Source organism: Nostoc sp. (assembly GCF_036917275.1).
Lineage (GTDB): Bacteria > Cyanobacteriota > Cyanobacteriia > Cyanobacteriales > Nostocaceae > Nostoc.
This window is the reverse complement of record NZ_JBALDF010000014.1, coordinates 1-17,876: the sequence shown is the minus strand read 5'-3', so window position 1 is coordinate 17,876 and position 17,876 is coordinate 1. Positions and strand designations below refer to the sequence as shown.

General features: G+C 42.6%; 9 protein-coding genes. 5 read left to right on the top strand and 4 right to left on the bottom strand.

Translation table 11 applies throughout. The features are described 5' to 3' along the window. Window positions 1-17 precede the first annotated feature (17 nt). From V7K35_RS05715 to V7K35_RS05695, 5 genes are read left to right on the top strand one after another with little or no spacing between them, the layout of a single operon-like run. On the top strand, window positions 18-917 hold the full coding sequence (locus V7K35_RS05715) for a glycosyltransferase family 2 protein (protein ID WP_335077108.1): 900 nt from the start codon (window positions 18-20) through the stop codon (window positions 915-917). Continuing rightward, a complete protein-coding gene (locus V7K35_RS05710) occupies window positions 914-1,783 on the top strand; it encodes a glycosyltransferase family 2 protein (protein ID WP_335077105.1) in 870 nt (289 codons plus the stop codon). Before V7K35_RS05715 ends, V7K35_RS05710 begins: the two co-directional genes overlap by 4 nt. Beyond that, window positions 1,780-2,784, top strand: coding sequence for a radical SAM/SPASM domain-containing protein (locus tag V7K35_RS05705; protein WP_335077103.1), 1,005 nt, complete (start codon window positions 1,780-1,782; stop codon window positions 2,782-2,784). Before V7K35_RS05710 ends, V7K35_RS05705 begins: the two co-directional genes overlap by 4 nt. 15 nt (window positions 2,785-2,799) lie before the next feature. Further along, on the top strand, window positions 2,800-3,675 hold the full coding sequence (locus tag V7K35_RS05700) for a glycosyltransferase family 2 protein (RefSeq protein WP_335077101.1): 876 nt from the start codon (window positions 2,800-2,802) through the stop codon (window positions 3,673-3,675). Between the two features lie 52 nt (window positions 3,676-3,727). Continuing rightward, entirely contained in the window at window positions 3,728-9,163 is a 5,436-nt protein-coding gene (locus V7K35_RS05695) for an amino acid adenylation domain-containing protein (protein WP_335077099.1), read from the top strand. Between the two features lie 275 nt (window positions 9,164-9,438). On the opposite strand, the gene V7K35_RS05690 is transcribed toward V7K35_RS05695, so the two are convergent. The 4 genes from V7K35_RS05690 to V7K35_RS05675 all read right to left on the bottom strand — a co-directional run bounded on the left by V7K35_RS05690 (window position 9,439) and on the right by V7K35_RS05675 (window position 17,597). Then, entirely contained in the window at window positions 9,439-10,296 is an 858-nt protein-coding gene (locus V7K35_RS05690) for a hypothetical protein (protein WP_335077097.1), read from the bottom strand. Between the two features lie 156 nt (window positions 10,297-10,452). Beyond that, window positions 10,453-14,943 (bottom strand): aldo/keto reductase, encoded by a 4,491-nt coding sequence (locus V7K35_RS05685; RefSeq protein ID WP_335077096.1) that lies wholly within the window; start codon window positions 14,941-14,943, stop codon window positions 10,453-10,455. A gap of 108 nt (window positions 14,944-15,051) precedes the next feature. Then, window positions 15,052-17,340 (bottom strand): hypothetical protein, encoded by a 2,289-nt coding sequence (locus V7K35_RS05680; RefSeq protein WP_335077095.1) that lies wholly within the window; start codon window positions 17,338-17,340, stop codon window positions 15,052-15,054. Beyond that, the gene (locus tag V7K35_RS05675; RefSeq protein WP_335077093.1) at window positions 17,259-17,597 is read right to left on the bottom strand and encodes a hypothetical protein; all 339 of its coding nucleotides are present in this window, start codon (window positions 17,595-17,597) and stop codon (window positions 17,259-17,261) included. The genes V7K35_RS05680 and V7K35_RS05675 overlap by 82 nt, the downstream gene beginning before the upstream one ends. Window positions 17,598-17,876: the final 279 nt, after the last annotated feature.

Here is a 17,876-nt window from a genome sequence, read left to right as displayed (position 1 = left end):
AGAGATAGGGGTGTATTATGCGATTTTCTCTTGTTTTAGCAACTAAAAACAGAGTCACAGAAGTTGAGCGTTTTCTGCGATCGCTCGCAACTCAAAGTCATACAGATTTTGAAGTGATTATTGTCGATCAAAATCGAGACGATCGCCTAGTCGAATTAATCGAATTCTATAGTCAAAAGTTTTTTATCTTGCACTTGAAACAACTAGAATCTGGATTGTCGCGTGCCAGAAATCTGGGGCGATCGCACATCAAAGGTGATTTGGTTGCTTTTCCAGATGATGACTGCTTATATCCACCTGAATTGTTAGCCCAAGTTGTACGTTTTTTTAGAGATAGTCAGACAGAAGGTGTCATCGCTAGAGCTTTGGATATAGATGAAGATAAAAACGCATTTTTATATTGTGGCGATGATAACTCAGGTATAGTCGATTTAGAAAAAGCATTTCGGATTGGAATCACATTTTTGATGTTCTTTCATGCCCATATCGTCAAAGAAATTGCTTTTGACGAAACTATTGGCCCAGGTTCAGGTACACCCTGGGGATGCGGAGAAGATATGGATTATTTGTTCAAATGTATTAGGGCGGGATACAAAATTTATTACAATGCCAAACTGATTGTGCGGCATCCAAATCCGTTTAAAATCTATAATTTCCGTCAACTAGTGTGGCGTGAATATAGCTATGGTCGGGGAAATGGATATTTAATGGGTAATAATTTTCCTACTTCCTTTGTCAGGGCTGAGATTTTGCCCAATTTCCCCTATGTAATTACATATATGTTCAAAGGTCGGTTCGATTATTCTGTATATGTTGCTGCGGCAATTATTGGGATGTCGTTAGGGTATTGGGATAGTGTAAAACAACCCAAAAGTATTCAGACCATGCAAAAATCAACAGTGGGTTCGATATCATGAAATTCTCACTGATCGTAGCCACTAAAAATAGAGTCAATGAGGTTGATCGCTTTTTGCGATCGCTAATGACTCAAAGCTATAGCAACTTCGAGGTGATAATTGTCGATCAAAATTCGGACGATCGCTTGATGAATATAGTCAATTCTTATATTCAGACATTCACTATTACACATATACAAAAGGCTAATCCTGGTACATCCCGCGCTCGGAATCAAGGGCTTTTACTTGCCAAGGGTGACATTATCGCTTATCCCGATGATGACTGTCTTTATCCTCCTGATATTCTTGCTAAAGTAGCCCACTTTTTTCAGACTAATACAACCTGGGATGGCTTAACTGTCAGAGTCATGGATTTAGATAGTGACAAAGATGCATTTGATTATTGTTTGCAAAAATCAGGGAAAGTTGACCATCTTACAGCATGGAGCTTGGGAATAGGCCCGTCAATGTTTTTCCGAGCGGATCTGGCAAAAAAAGTTATCTTTGATGAACAAATGGGGCCTGGAGCAACATGGGTTGGCGGAGAAGATACGGATTATTTGCTGCACTGTCTCGATCGCGATGCTGCGATTTACTATGATTTTGAGCTATTTGTTAGACATCCTCAACCTTATGCAATTTATACGAGTCGTCAGCTAGCATGGCGGGAATTTACTTATGGTCGAGGGTTTGGATATTTATTAAAAAAACGAAATATTTCTTTATCAATTGTTCTTTATCAACTAGTTGAACCTATTATCTTGATAGGAAAATATATAGCAACTGGTAACTTCCGCTATGCATTGCCTTGTCCAGGCATAGGATTAGGTAGGGTACTCGGATATTGGGAGGGCGTACAAAAATTTAATCAGAGGAAATTTTTATGAGTTTAAAATACGTTCAAATTGAAACAACTAGTGTTTGTAATCATCGCTGCTTTTTCTGTCCTGTATCTATGGATAAACGAGAAAAAAGTACGCTATCTCTGGAGAAAATAGAGAAAATTATTCAGGGACTTCATGACTATCCGATTGAGGCGATCGCTCTCAGCGGTTTTATGGAAGCAACCTATGATAAAGAGCTAGTTGAGAAGATTACTGTTATTCGGAATGCAGGTTATCAAGTTTCGGTTTACAGCAATGGATCGGGGCTGAAGCCAGAATTAACCGACCAACTGCTCAATTTAGAAGTAAGCAGTTTTACATTTAACCTCTCAACGTTGGATGAAGCCCAGTACCAGCAAACTCGCGGCTCGCGAGATTTACCCAAAGTTTTATCTAATCTTGACTATCTGTTAGCTCAAGCACCTGTTCAAGCGCGAAAGGTGAAAGTAGATTTGGTCGTAGTTGGGGCTTTGGATCGGCAACATGCTGCAAGCTTTCAAATGATTCAAGACAGATTTGCAAATACAGCGGTTTCTAGTATTTTAATTATTCCGATGGTTGAATTTGCTGGAAAAGCAAACCAGGGATTATTACCCATTAGACCCAATCATCAAAAATTACAAGGTTGCCTGTGGCATCGTGACAAAGAGTGGCTACATTTTGATGCTAACGGTGAAGCTATTTTATGCTGCCACGATTACTTCTCTAAATATAAAATGGGCAACATCAGTGATGCCAGTGTGAGCGAGATTTATCAAGGAAATCCTATCCAGCAATGGCGACGTTGGGTTAGCGGAGAAGAAGAAGCGCCAGCAGATTTTATCTGCCGTAGCTGTGCTTATGCGATCGCAGATAATCACGTTGAAAATTTACGTAAATCGTTCTGCGATCGCTGTGAGTTGCCCGCCATATTAGGAGTAGATAATTCTTGCAAAAAATGTGGCGATGTTGGGCAAGTCATTGATGCCATTGAGAAACATCCTGAACTCTTGTCTTTAGCATAATTAGGAAATTTAAAGATGCGGTTTTCTCTCGTCTTATCAACAAAATATAGAGTACAAGAGTTAAAGCGTTTTCTCGAATCACTTGCAGCCCAAACCTGCGCTGATTTTGAGTTAATCCTAATTGACCAAAATGCCGATGACCGATTGGCAGAACTCGTAAAGTTCTACAGTCAGAAATTTCCAATTATTCACATAAAACAATTATCACCTGGACTATCTCGCGCCCGGAATCAAGGCTTGCAGTATGTCAAGGGTGAGTTATTTGGCTTCCCTGACGATGACTGTATTTACCCTCCTGATTTTTTGGCAAAGGTGTCCGAGTTTTTTAATCGTGATTCAGCTTGGGGCGGATTAATCATTAACGTTCTGGATTTAGAGTCAGATAAAGAGGCGATGCTCCATAGTCCTGAAAGTGCTGGAGTGGTTGATTATGACAAGGGATGGATCGTTGGCATGACTGCTGCCTTATTTTATCGAAGCGAATTTGCCAAGGTTCAATTTGACGAAGAAATGGGGCCTGGTACGCCTTGGGCAGGAGCCGAGGATGTTGATTACTTATATAGCTGTCTTGATGCCGGAGCCAAGACTTACTTCGATCCAGCGATCATTATTCGACATCCTACGCCGACTAAACTTTATTCTATTTCTCAATCAATTCGCAGAGAGTATAACCACGGTCGTGGTGCTGGATTCTTGATGAGAAAATGCAAGTTTCCATTGTCAAAGGTGCTTTGGCTAGTGACTAATCCATTAATTTATACGCCTATTTTTATTTTTCAAGGCAAAGCCCGTGCGGCAATTTGTTTTCCTGGCATATCTCTAGGTAGAGTGCAGGGATATTTGGGGAATTTGAAAACTCGTCAAAAAGCATTGCTACAACGTCAACTGTAGAGGTAAATCAATCGTGTGATCAATGGATTTATGAGCATGACTGGAGGTTTCCGTGGTAGATCGCTCTGAACATAATAAAAAGGCACGCTGGAAAGCCGTTCAAGCCCTTTTGACGACCTATCGCAAGGGTTCGCCGTTGCAAGCGATCGCTCGATCGGAAAACCTATCGCTTTCGTTTGGTCAGGAGCGGCTGTGGTTGCTTAACCAGTTCGGTGGGGATAATACGGTTTATAATATGCCGTTTGCCTTTTGGATAAATGGCTCTCTGGATCTGTATGCACTGGAGAAAAGTATACAGGAAATTGTTCGTCGTCACGACATTCTCAGAACTACTTTTTTGTCAGTCGGCGCACAAGCTGTCCCAGTCATTTCCCCAAAGAGCGATCTGAGGTTACCAGTGACTGATTTACGACAGCTACCTCCAGCAGAGCAAGAAGCGCGGTATCAGTGCATTAGCCAAGATGAAATTAGCAAGCCGTTTGATTTAGCCCAAGGGCCGCTGTGCCGGTTTCAATTACTCCAGTTTTCCGAAGAGAAATACGTGCTACTGATGACCATTCATCACATTATCTATGATGGATGGTCTCAAAGTGTGTTTACCAAAGAACTCTCAATTCTTTATAAAGACTTTTCTAGCGGTCAGCCACCCTCATTACCCGATTTGCCAATCCAGTATGCTGACTTTGCTCACTGGCAACGGCAATGGCTAACAGGCGAAATTTTGCAATCCCAGAGATCCTATTGGCAACAGCAGCTAGCGGGCGACTTACCGACCCTGCACCTGCCGTTTGAGCTACCTCAAGTTGTGCAAGCATTCAGCACGAAGTACAAGGGTGAGCGTCAGCTTGTAGAGTTCTCCCCCGAACTCACAGTAGCCCTGAAACAACTAGGCGATCGTCAAGGGGTGACGTTGTTTGTGGTTCTGTTAGCGGCATTGAATGTACTGCTATATCAATATACGCAACAAGAGGATATTATTGTTTGTTCTACCCAAGCGGGCCGTAATCTAAGTAAAGTTCAGGGATTGATTGGGTTTTTCAATACAGTTGTTCCAGTACGAACCGATTTGTCTGGGAATCCGAGCTTTTTAGATTTAGTGGACAGAATCCATCAGGTTGTTTTAGATGGATTCCAACACCAGGATATGCCGCTACAACTGTTGGCAGACACTTCATATCTTGCCCATAAGCGGCTGTATCAGGTTATGTTGGGGTTGGAAAATACGCCTAATGAACTTCTGATCCTTCCAGAAGTACGGATTGAGTCGCAGTTTCTCTCAAATTGCACCGCTAATTTTGACTTATTTTTATCCCTCGTTTCCTTAGAGAAACCTGTCGATAAACTTACAGGATATTTAGAATATAAAACCGAGCTATTTACGCCCTCGGCAATTGCAAAATTATTAGAAGATTTTCAAGAGTTATTAGCAAATCTGGTTGAGAATCCCGATCAGCAACTCTCAGATTTGCCGCCGTTGGTGACGGACGAGCAGCAATTATCGTTATTGGCACTTTCAAGGGAATCTACCAAACCATTCGTTGCTCCCCGCACACCCATTGAGCAGAAGCTAGCACAGATTTGGTCAGACGTATTGAGGCGAGAGCAGATTAGTATTTATGACAATTTCTTTGGACTGGGGGGACATTCTCTGCTAGCAACCCAGGTAATTTCCCGTGTAAATACAGCGTTCGGTGCAGAGTTACCGATTCTGCCTATCTTTCAACATCCAACCATTGCAGCGCTGGCAGAGGTGATCGCGGTTTGCTTGCAACAGGAGCTTGGCATAACATCGCTCAAAATTGAGCCTGTAGGAAGAGAAAATAAGCTTCCCCTGTCTTTTGCCCAGCAACAACTCTGGTTTCTAGATCAATTTGGCAGCAGTGTTGCCTACAATCTGCCGATGGCTTTAGTGTTTACTGGTGCGCTCAAGGTCACAGCACTACACCAAACATTACAGGAAATTGTCGATCGCCATGAGAGTCTGCGGACTACATTTAGCGCAGATGACGGTAGTCCCTATCAGATGATTCACTCCCAAATGGCGATCGCTCTGCCTGTGGTTGACTTGAGTTCCTGGGAACCAGAAGAAATTAGGCTGGAAGTGAAGCGTCTGGTTGTTGCTGAAGCAAACTGTCCGTTTGACCTCAGCCAAGACCCGATGCTGCGAGCCACTTTGCTGCATCTCGGTCAATCTTCCTTCTGTGTTGACTCTGCTACAGGTTGCGATCGCCTCAATCCCTCACAAACCCATCACATCCTCCTGCTTACCATCCACCACATTGCTGCCGATGGTTGGTCGCTCAACATCTTACTAAAAGAATTAACAGCTCTCTACTCTGCCTTCAGCCAGGATCGGCCTTCTCCTCTAACTGATTTATCAATTCAGTATGCAGATTTTGCAGTTTGGCAGCGTCAATGGTTGCAAAAAGAGGTACTGGAAGAACAGTTAAACTATTGGAAGCAGCAACTAGCTGATAGTTCGGTTTTAAATTTGCCAACTGACTATCTGCGTCCGGTAATACAGACATTTAACGGCAAAAAAGAGGCGTTGGAATTTCCCAAATTTTTGCTTGACGAACTGAAGGCACTGGCGCAGCGTGAAAGTGTGACGCTGTTTATGACGCTACTGGCGGCGTTCCAAGTACTGTTGCATCGCTACAGCCAGCAAGATGATATTATTATTGGTTCTCCCAGTGCTAACCGCAACCATCAAGCATTAGATCCATTAATTGGTATGTTTGTCAATACCCTCGTGCTGCGTACTGATTTAGGTGGCAATCCCAGTTTTAGCGAACTACTGCAACGAGTGCGCGAAGTGGCAATATCTGCTTATGCCCATCAAGATTTGCCTTTTGAGAAACTAGTGGAGGAAGTGCGATCGCAACGCGACACCAGCCGCAACCCACTGTTTCAGGTGATGTTCGCTATAGAAAATGCCACAACTGCGGCGCTGGAACTACCAGGATTAAAGTTGGAATTAATGCCAGTAGAAACCGAAACGGCAATGTTTGATTTAACGCTGAGTTTGGAGGAAATAGCAAGCGGCATTACTGGCAGCTTTGAATACAACACAGACTTGTTTGATGCTAGCACCATTGAGCGGATGGCAGGACATTTTCAGGTTTTGTTAAAAGGTATTATTGCTAGCCCGGACAAGCGTTTGTCAGACTTGCCATTGTTAACACCAGCTGAAGAAAATCAAATACTGGTGCAGTGGAATTGTACTCAAAGCGAGTATCCCCAGAATAAATGTCTGCATCAGTTGTTTGAGATGCAAGTGAAGCGCACACCCGACGAGGTGGCTGTGGTGTTTGGCTTTGCAAAACTGACTTATCAGCAATTGAACACTCAAGCTAATCAGTTAGCGCATTATTTGCGCTCTCTAGGTGTAGGAGCTGATGTACTGGTTGGGGTGTGTGTTGAACGTTCTTTAGAGATGGTGGTAGGACTACTTGGTATTCTCAAGGCAGGTGGGGCTTATGTACCGTTAGACCCGGACTATCCCAAAGAACGCTTGAGCTTTATGTTGATTGATTCACAAGTGTCAGTAATGTTGACTCAAAATAAGTTAGTGAATCAATTGCCCGAACATAGAGCTTATGTAATCTGCTTAGACACAGATTGGGAAAAAATTTCTCACGAAAGTGAGCAAAATCCGGTAAGTGAGGCAGTAGCCGAGAACTTAGCTTATGTCATCTACACTTCGGGTTCTACTGGTAAGCCCAAGGGAGTGATGGTAACTCATCGAAATTTGGTTAATGCATATATGGCTTGGGAAGATGCCTATCAACTTCGCTCCCTGTGTAGCAGTCATTTACAAATGGCAAGTTTCTCTTTTGATGTTTTCTCTGGGGATATGGTTCGGGCGCTTTGTTCTGGAGCAAAACTAGTCATTTGCCCGCGAGAGTGGCTTTTAGAACCGGAAAAGCTATATGCATTGATGCAAAAACAGAAGATTGATTGTGCAGAGTTTGTACCACCTGTTTTGCGGAATTTAATTCAGTACCTAGAGAAAACACAGCAGAACCTGAGCTTCATGAAGTTGTTGATCGTAGGTTCAGATAGTTGGTATGTACAAGAGTATCGCCAATTTCAACATTTTTTAGGTGCCCAGACTCGTTTGATTCATGGTTATGGGGTAACTGAAGCTACCATTGACAGTTCATATTTTGAAAATACTTCAATTAATTTATCTGTTGATGGACTAGTACCGATTGGACGACCGTTTGCTAATACAAAAATTTACATTTTAGACCGAAATCTCCAGCCAGTTCCTATCGGTGTTCCAGGCGAACTCTATATTAGTGGTATGGGTCTGGCTCGCGGATATCTCAATCAACCAGAGTTGACCGAGCAGAGATTCATCCGTAATCATTTTAGTCTCAGCAATGAATTAAGCACCCGTCTTTACAAAACAGGGGATCTGGCTCGCTACTTGAGCGATGGCAATATTGAGTTATTAGGACGCCTTGATTATCAGGTCAAAATTCGTGGCTTCCGCATTGAGTTGGGAGAAATTGAATCAATGCTAGGTCAATATCCCAATGTCCAGAACGTCATGGTGGTAGCACGGACAGAAGAGAATGGTAGCTCCGGATTGGTCGCCTACTTGACACCCCAATTTGCCGATTGTCAAATCTGGGATTTGCGTAACTACTTAAAACAAAGACTTCCGGGGTATATGATTCCCAGTGCTTTTGTCACCTTAGAACAATTTCCACAAACCCCCAATGGCAAGGTTGATCGAAAAGCATTACCCGTCCCCACGATTCTCTCATCTGCCGTATATGCCCCTCCCTGCAATCAAGCAGAAGAAAAAATTGCCGCTGCTTGGCGACAGGTTTTAAATCGTGAAAAATTCAGCATCCACGATAACTTTTTTGAAGTTGGCGGTCATTCACTTTTAGTAGTGCAGGTTCATCACTTGTTGTCTGAAGATTATCCTTCCCTGAAGATTGTGGATTTATTCACGTACCCTAGCATTCATAGTATGGCAAACTATTTGTTACACCCCCTTGGTTTCCCTATTTCAACTGCAAAGCTCAATTCTCATGTCACTATTCAGCAAACAACAAAAGGACGAGGAGTATTTTCTACAAAAAAATTTGTTCAAGGGGAAACCGTTGTCCTGGGTATCCCAATTGAAGAAGTTCCAGAACGAACAATTTATTCCTTTCAGATGGATTTTAATTTGCATGTAAACCTAGATGAGCCTGCTGTGGTCATTAACCATTCTTGCGATCCAAATACTGGGGTCAGAAACAATCAATTTGGAGGATATGACTTCATTGCTTTAGAAAATATCGAAGTAGGTGAGGAGATTACCTGGGACTACGAAACCACTGAGTATGAATCAATTGCTGTGCTTGGGTGCTTGTGCGGATCTCTATCTTGTCGAGGGAAAACATTAGGATTCAAATTCCGAGAACAAATATTGCGTGATACTTATGGAGAATATATTGCAGCTTATCTTCTAACTGGAGTTTAGACTAAAAGCGATATGAGAGAACGCAAACCAAATGGAATTAGAGGTTAAAAATATTATCTTGTCAGCCTCAAAGCATCCGCGACCTTGAACAATTATTGTGTAGTATGTTTGCAGAGAAAAGGGGTGTCTGATTGAATACAGGCCCCCATGAAGGCAGAAGCTGAGAAACGAACTACCATTACTCAGCTGCCAATATGAAACGTGCCAGATTAGAAGAATTCCGTCAAGCAGCCTACAAATATTTAGGCAGAGCACACGATGCAACTTTTGAGGGTTTATTGTTGTTCATCTTCGAGCGGTGTTTGTGTTTTTGATCCAAGATCGCCACCAGCAAATGAGCGAAGACCACGAGATTTGAAGGATTGAGCGATCGCATTTCGTGCCATTTGGCTATATTCTTGGTTTTGCTGTTCTTCTATGCGTTTCTTTTCTTCAATAAACAAGTCTTTGTCTAAGGATGTGATGAATTCATCAATTTTTTGTCCAACTGACTCAGGGGACTGGTCGATTTGGTCGGCCAATTCCTGTAGTTGGCTGACAAGTTCTTGGAGGTACTGCTCGATTTTTGAGTAGGAGAATAACTCTTGCAGCTTTTTGGGGAGTTCCTTTTCTATCTCTTCCCTCATTTCAATTCCCTGTGCTTGCAAAGTTTTGCGTAGGGAACGCAAACGCGCACGGGCGGCTTTAACTTTGGCAGGTTTTTTAGAGGTGAAGTCACTAACAAATTCTTTCAATCCAGTGTAGAGATTGAGAAAAGCGGCTTGGGCGGCTTCTGGATTGTTTTGCAGTTCTTCGGGAGTGAAACCTAAGAGTGTGAAGATGAGGGTTTGGGCTGTTTCGGTTTGGTCGGGTGATGGATCTGGTTGTGATGTCTGCGTTGGGGAAGTCATGACGTTGGAGAAGGCGGTTTTTGCTTGTTCTATCGCTCGGTTTATCTCAGCTTTAAGGTACGCTTTTGCTTCTGATTCTGTGATTTCAAAGGAAGTAAATGTAGTTTGTGTGACTTTCTTTTTTTCGCCAGTTAGCGTGTGGAGGATGAAGTCTCTACTGGGTAGTTGTTGGTTTTCGGGAATGAGAAAGTAGCGAGAGCGGGTGGAATCAGCCCAGAGGGAAAGTTTATCTTTAATGTTCATAAGAAACTAAACGATATTCCATTCCAAAAATTTCTGCCAAAATTCCTTTATCTTTTCCTCAGTTAATCCTTGTTCAAGAGCATAATTCTTAAAATCTTGCTCATTTAATGAGCCTTGTTCATCTTTCGGGGCATTCTCATATAGTTCCTTAGCCTTTTAATCGAATGTTTTTTCTTCTGGCTCCGCTCCTTGTAATATGTGGAATAGTTGCATTTCAACATTGTTTGCACCACCTACTTCGCTGTAAGGCTGCTGTCCCCATTCATAGAAACGTGTCAACACTTCTCCTTTATCCTGTACGTTCGCTATGGTCCCAAATTGTTTTTGCATCATATCTTTCCAATTTTCTCCATTGTTTACCTTCTTTGAGAGGGTTTGTAGGTGAGTTACCAACCGCATTAGTTTGTATACAAAGTTTGCTTTTGCTTCTCTTACCTTTTCCGGGTTTCCTTTTTTCTCTTTGTCTATTTTTTCTACTGTCTTTTTCAGTAGCGTCTGCGTTTTTGAATTCTCTACTAAGATGTCTAAGATGTACCATGCTGTAGAGTCCTTCACTGCTTTGTACAGTTCCTCTAGTTTTTCCTCGTTACCGCTTTCTCTTTTGGTGTTTTGAAAGAATGAGTCAAGCTGAGCCATTGTGTTTTCGCTAAGTTGGATTTCTAGCGCATAAAAGTTCTCTTTTGCATGATTTCCGGAGTAAATTACAGTTGTCACTCCTTTCTGATGTGCCCATGCCAGCAGCAGCACACTGGGGATGAATTCCAGTTCTTCCGCTAGTTTTATCAGCCTCGGATCTTGTAGCGCTTGCAGATTACGTTGGGGCATGGCAAATCCCTCATGGCAAACCCCCAGACTGGAACCACCATACAGTCCGAAACCCATATATGTGATATTTTGTTCCTTGCAGAAATCTCGCACTTCTGCATCTTGCTCATAGGGGGAGAAGCGATTCTGAACGAACCCAATTTGTAGATCGGATTTTTCCATGTACTTATATAAATTTTTTAATGTCTGGTCATCTACGTTGCTTAAGCCAATGCTCTTAACGTTCTGTATCTCAGATTCATCTATTGCCTCAGAGAGCGCTTTAAGGTACAGTTCTGCTTCTTCAGGATCACTGGGCAACTCATGCAACATCAGCACTTTTTCTGCCTGTTCGGGAATCACCTCCATCTGCTTGTTTAAGCGTTGTTTGAATACCTGTATTTTTCCCAATTCTTGGGGTGGCGCTGCTTCGTCTACTTCCGGTTTTATCTTGTACACTATCTGAAGTTCTTTAACATGCACCTCTGCTGCTTCAGCCGCTTGTTCTAAAAATTGAGCACTATCGTAAATCTCAGCAGTATCGAACAGTCTGTACCCCGCCTGCAAAGCGTCCTTCAAGATATTCACCTTCTCCTCATTAGTTCTCTCAACAGTTCTTTCTTCTGTTGTCTTCTTTGGTATATCTGTTCCAAACGCCTGTCTCAGACATAAGCCGGTTTCAGAGAAGCGACACCACTTGTTGTCCCGATACAACTTCCACTCATGATCGTTGGACAGTTTAATGACTGCTATATAGTCTCCATCACTGATTTCTTCAGGCTTGAACCTCATTGCCACTTTAAATTCTGCATTAATTTCCTCGTGTGTCAAATCTTGGCTACCCTTAGAAGCAGTTTGTGATAGAATCTCCATCTCCTCCTTTGTCAGTCCAACAGTGTCGGAGTTAGTGCTGGGTTCCCTTGGCATATTCACCTCAGTTTCCAGCAGACTCTTTCCAAAAAATGCTTCTGCATTTCCATGCCAGTACGCATCAAGAAGCCGCTCATGCCCATGATCCAAAGCATTCACTATCTTGTCAATTTTGGCTTTTTGATCTTTGTATACTTTGGCTTTTTTGCCCCTCTTCCCTAATGCATCCATCGCAAGATATTCTGTTATACCTTCCCTGATGTCAGATCGCATATACTCTGGGATATGCGAATCGAGAAATTGCGTAAACTCAGGGTGTTCTGCCGCATGTATCGCTTCATGCACCAAGGTTTCGTTTAGCCATTTTCCTTTTTGATCCTTCTTGAAAGTTCCTTCAGCCATTTCCATATAAACGTCAGTTCCCACGGTTATTGGTCCCCAATTTAACCGTACATGAGCCACATTTTCAAGGAGATCTTGGGCTTGAGGGTCGGGAGCAATAGTTTGTTCATACGCAGCGCGTACAGTCGCTTCGCTGGAACCAGAAGTCTGCGCTACTCTTTTAATAATATTTCCTACATCTTTTATGCTACTCATGTACCAATTTAGTGCTGCGAGACCTTGTTCCTGACGTTCTTCCTCTGAAGTTGCGGCATAGCGAGATTTCGCATGACGCACTTGTGCTTCATCTAGTTTTGTTTGTGAAATTTCCTCAATCTCACTTCCAAATTTGCTAGTGACAATGTTCTTAGCTTTATCTAATTCTTCCTGATACCGAGGTTCATCATAGTTGGGATTATCGGCATTCCCCTGCAAGTCCTTGTCTGCCTGTCGAGTTATTGCTTTTATAATATTGTTTTTAGTTTCGCTATTTATCTCCATCTGGGCATTTAAGATTTCCTCGTCCATTTTAGAGACACCCAGAATTTCTGAGACTTTTGCTGATTGTTCTTCTGTTAGTGGTGGTCGCCGCGAAGGTACTGCCTGCTCGGCGCGTTCGCTACTACTGAGACCAGCGCTACTAACTGGAGCTTCTTCTACCGTATCTTGTGTTCGTGACCTCGTAGGTATGCCGGAACTTTCTGCTGACATCCTGGTGTTCCTTCGTTGTGTTCGTGACCTCATAGGTACGGCGGAACTTTCTCCTAGCATCTGAGTACTTTTTCGCTTTCTTGTCGCTGGAGCCTTAGTATTATCCGAATTCATTGCTACAAACCCCGCACCAGGATTTGTATCCATCACATCCAAGGTTTGCTGATGTTGGGCTAACTGCTGTTTTAAATTCTCAATATCTGCTCGCAGAGAAGCTTCAGTATCTGCATCTAAATCAGCTTTAGAAAGCCGTTCCAACCGCTCATTAATTATCCGAGGTAATTTCTCAATTTCCAGTTTGGCTTCCCAAGCACGCGAACCAACTGGTGGTTTACCATTTTTACGAATCCAAGATTGAATCTGCTGTTTGAGTATGCGTATTACCCCCAATAAGCCGGAGTAGCGCTGCATCAACTCGACAGTTTTGACGTGCAACTTGATATCAACGGCAGTTGCATCTAGTCCAACCCGCATACGAATCTTCCTGACTTGTCCAGTCAAAGTAGCAACCTTGTAATCGACGCGAACAGTGTTACCAGGTAGGTCAGGGTCAACTTTTACAATAACTTTGCCCTGGAGTTTGGGGGGTAGGGCTTGGGTCAAAGTTTGCTCTACAAAACTACTTGGCTTTTTACCAAAAGGTTGATTGAGAAGATCTTTGATTCCCCTCAAATTTTGGAGCTGACTGTACAAAAGTTTCTCTTGTGCATCAGAACTGACTCCTTCCCCCATTTTTGTGCTGAGTTCCGTCTCCTTTCTAGTTTCTATGTCTTGATCATTCATTTCCTTGAATGTTTCTTTAGACTTATAACTATAAAGTTCAGGGGCTAATAGAAAAGGTTTATCTGTATTGGCTTCCAATGTGTATATTTGATTGTTGACTTCTGCCACTGATGTTTTCCAATGATGAGGATATGGAGAACTGGGATTCTCTTTGTAGACGAGTTGCAAACGTCGAGTGGCTTTTACTTGAGGGCTGTCTAGTAGCTGATTAAATTCCTCGCGCGTGACTGTGTTTGGTTTATCACTAAGGAAATCTTTAAGGATACTTCTCATTCGTTGCTCGAATAATCTATTTGCAAACCTTCCGCAATCGTTTTGTACATCTTTGCTAAAGATTACTGTACCAAGGGTCTCATCAATGGTCGATAGTTCTTCAGGAGCTTCTTGATTGAATTGTTTTTTGTATTGCTCACTCAGACTAAATCTTGCAAGTTCACTTGGTTTTTGAATAAGCATATTATCCCGCAGCTGGTAGATATGTTCCTGCGTTTTTTGTGTCCAACTTCCTAACTTTAATTGGAAATCTACTGATTCATTTGCTTTTGCAAAGTCAAAAGTTTTATATATTTCATTTGTAGCCTGGGAAACAGTCTCTAATTCTTTAAGACTCGTTGGCTCATCTGCTTTTAAGTTATTCAGAATGTCCTTAACTTCCGTTTGCGAGTTATTATGGACAAATTCGACTGCTTCTTTTAGCTGATTAATTAAGTTGTCTGTAGATTTAAGCCTTACTTCTGTATCTTCTGTTAAAAGTCGTGTCTGCGACTCAGACCTGCTTTGTTCGGCTTCCATCCCACCCCGTAATCGTCCCCTAAATTCGATCGTGCTTAATTCCTGTATATTCGGGTAGTCAGCTACAGTTAATTCGTCTCGAAGCACTTTACCGCCGCTGATTAGATACCCATCTATAGATTCATAACCCAAATCTTTTTTTAACTCGCTTATCTTTGTTTCTGCCGTGATACGCAATATCTTTGTTTTGCCGTCTAGAGTTTTCATCAAAACCTGATAAGGTTCTGCTTCTTTATTTCCTTTTGTGCTGGATGTAGTTGTATCAGGTGCTTTTTCTTCAGTTTCAGGACGTTTAACACCTGTCACATCTGTATCAGCACGACTAACTGTTGAGGTATTGCGATCGCTAGTTTCACTGAGTGTAGTTGTCTCAAGTGCTTTTTCGCCCGTTGCATTTTCTTCCCGTAAGGGTTGCTAATGCATATCCGCGATCGTAATAGCACGTTGCTTAATAAATCTACCGAAACCAGATTTATCAAGTTTTTCGGTTAACCTAGTCGCGTGTTCAACCCGTTTCTTTAATTGATCGGGTTTGAGTTTTGCAAGTTGAGCAATAAATTTAGGGTCTACTCCAGTTTGTTCAGCAACTTTATTTACTCCCTCATCAAACGTCTCTTTATTCTTAGGGTCTAGGTTATCAAGTTTACCAATTTCACTTTGATGCTTTTTAGCAAATTCAGCAACTTTAGCTCGTTTCGCAATTCCACCCAGCTTGCGGTTAACTCCACTACCGACAAAATGACCGCCTACACCCATAGCAGCCCCTATGCCAATATTTTCCCCAATTGCTTTCCAATCAATCGGCTCACCCTTCATTGCTGTAACGGCTAAATCGCCAAAAAGGCTACCAAGGGCATTGAAAACCTGATCGATTCCAAACCTAGCAGCAAATTCCAACGATTTTTTGAGTACTTCTTTGCCCGCTTTCACGCCGATTTTCACAAATTGACCAAGCGCCCCGCCAGCACCACCAAGCACACCACCAATTGCACCAGCAAGGGCTGCATATCCGATATCATCCGACCACTTCTTGCCATCGATCGCGTTGATGATGATGGTGGTGATGATACTTGAGACAACACCAATTAATACCCCAAAAGCGACAGCAAGTAGTGCCCCTGCTGGAGCAAAAAATATTGTTACAACTATCGTTACAACAGCGATAAAAATTATCACAAACCACTTGAGGACTTCTTTCCAGCGTGGTTGTACTTGATCTGCTGCTTTGTCAGCAGCATACTTAATAGCACATTCTTCACTCTGCTGAGTATATCCGTGAATCGATCCTCGTAGCCCTTCTTCCAAGTCGTTGACGCTTTGTTGGAAGCGACTCCGGTCGAAATTCTGCTTGAAGGTGGTTTCAATCCCTTCTGTTATTTGACTAAAACCTTTAACAACGGTTTGAGTAGCTTCTGTAAATCTTTTTGTATAAGCTCGCCGAATTTCATTGAAGGTGTGTGTAGCGCCTTTCTTCAAATGAGCTAGGGTCGTTTTCGTTTCTTCAACAACAGTTGCAGACTCCTTAATTCCACTTTCAGCAATTCCAGTTACAGCACCAATTGCTTGCTTTCCTCCCTGGGTAATTCCTTTGATTGAAGTCGCAATACCCTTTTGTGTTTGCCCCCGTACCATAGCAATAGCACTGTCAAAGTGCCTCAGAATTTCTGCTAAAGTGACACTCAACTCCTCAGGTTTAGGAGCTTCTAAACCCTGAAACTGGGCAATGCTATTTTCCAAAGCATTTTGCAAAGATGTCGCAACTTGATTAACTCCATTTTGTAGGGAGGCGATCGCATTTTGGGCATCCCGTTCAATTGCCAATATTTGGCGTTTACCGTAACCCTCCAGCAATTGCAATTGCACAGCTTCTTGTTGGTTCAAAGACTGTAACGTAGATTGCAGGGTTTGTTTAGCTGCCTGAGTTAGCTGCATTTGTGCTTCTGCTACTTGAGAGAGAGCTTGCTCCTCGACAACATTCAAATTTTCGAGACTGTGTTGTTGCAGAATTTGCGCCTGTTGGCGATACTGCTCGGCAATGGTATGAGCAGTTTGAATATCTTTTGGCTTCTGTTTTTGGATCTCATCAGCTTGAGCGTTGGCTTCGTTAATTAACTCACACTTGTATTGTTTTGCTACTTTTCTAGCTGCATCAGCCCTAGCCTCGAGTCGCTTGTCTGTGAGGTATCCGTCCCAAAAATTATCTTCTCGATGTATCTTTTGAGACTCCCATTCCTTTGCTCTCTGCTCCCCAAGGGCCAACGCTTCATCGCCAATCGTTTGACCAACATTCTGGAATTGACCGCAAACCTCAACATAAGATTCGTTAATATCATCGAGTTGTTTGCCTTCGCGCTCATCTATTGTAAAGAGAACTTTTGCGTATTCTGTTTCTGTATGTTGGCGACCAATGATAGTTTTTTGGGGAATTGCGGCTCTTGCTACCTGATAACGCGTATGAATGTGGGCGATTGTTTCCTGTGCATCGCTTTGAGCTTGGTCACGCTGTCCCGTCATTTGGGTAGCAACACCAGCCTTTTGTTGCTCAATTGTCCCCCTAACGGAGGCTATAGAACTTTTTGAGGCTTCCTGAATCTGTGCCAGAATTTCTTGCCCTAGTGCTGTCACCTTCTGCACTTGCAAAGCCCCTTGAGCCAAGAAGCTACTCGCCATACTGGTAGCGATCGCCTTTTGCTGTCGTTGCAAGACAGCATTATCTTAGTTGTTTTCTGCTGAGGTAATGCAAAGGTGATTCCTATAGAGGTCAACCGTGCTGTCTCAGCATTGGTCGCATATAGCTGTACTTGTGCTTTTAAGGCTTGTTCTGTGGCTTCAGCTTTCTGTACTAGAATCCCACGGTTAGCCGCTTTAGCCTGGGTTTCCAAATCTAAATGAGTTGCTGGTGCTTCTGGGGCCAAAGTTCTAGCTTTTGCCTTCTGTAGTTTAGTTTTAGAGCTAACCACTTTACCCCTACCTTGTGGATGCAGCTGGGAACCATTATCTCTGGAAACAGCTTTTTGACGTGGTTGTGATTTTGGTATATTACTTGATGATTGACTTTGTACCTCACCATCAGCACCCTCTTCTGGTGCCGAACTTATGTTACCCGTCGAACATGCACTAGGTTTCTCAACGCAATCTTTATTTTTATGGTTCTTCAGTACTTGTTATGCCAAATTATTAAGAATAGATATAAAATAATATTAAAAAATTTATCAATAATCTGCTAGGAGTACTATGAA

Coding starts and splice junctions, on each gene's coding strand:
- V7K35_RS05715 (WP_335077108.1), top strand. CDS start 18: ATGCGATTTTCTCTTGTTTTAGCAACTAAAAACAGAGTCACAGAAGTT.
- V7K35_RS05710 (WP_335077105.1), top strand. CDS start 914: ATGAAATTCTCACTGATCGTAGCCACTAAAAATAGAGTCAATGAGGTT.
- V7K35_RS05705 (WP_335077103.1), top strand. CDS start 1,780: ATGAGTTTAAAATACGTTCAAATTGAAACAACTAGTGTTTGTAATCAT.
- V7K35_RS05700 (WP_335077101.1), top strand. CDS start 2,800: ATGCGGTTTTCTCTCGTCTTATCAACAAAATATAGAGTACAAGAGTTA.
- V7K35_RS05690 (WP_335077097.1), bottom strand. CDS start 10,296: ATGAACATTAAAGATAAACTTTCCCTCTGGGCTGATTCCACCCGCTCT.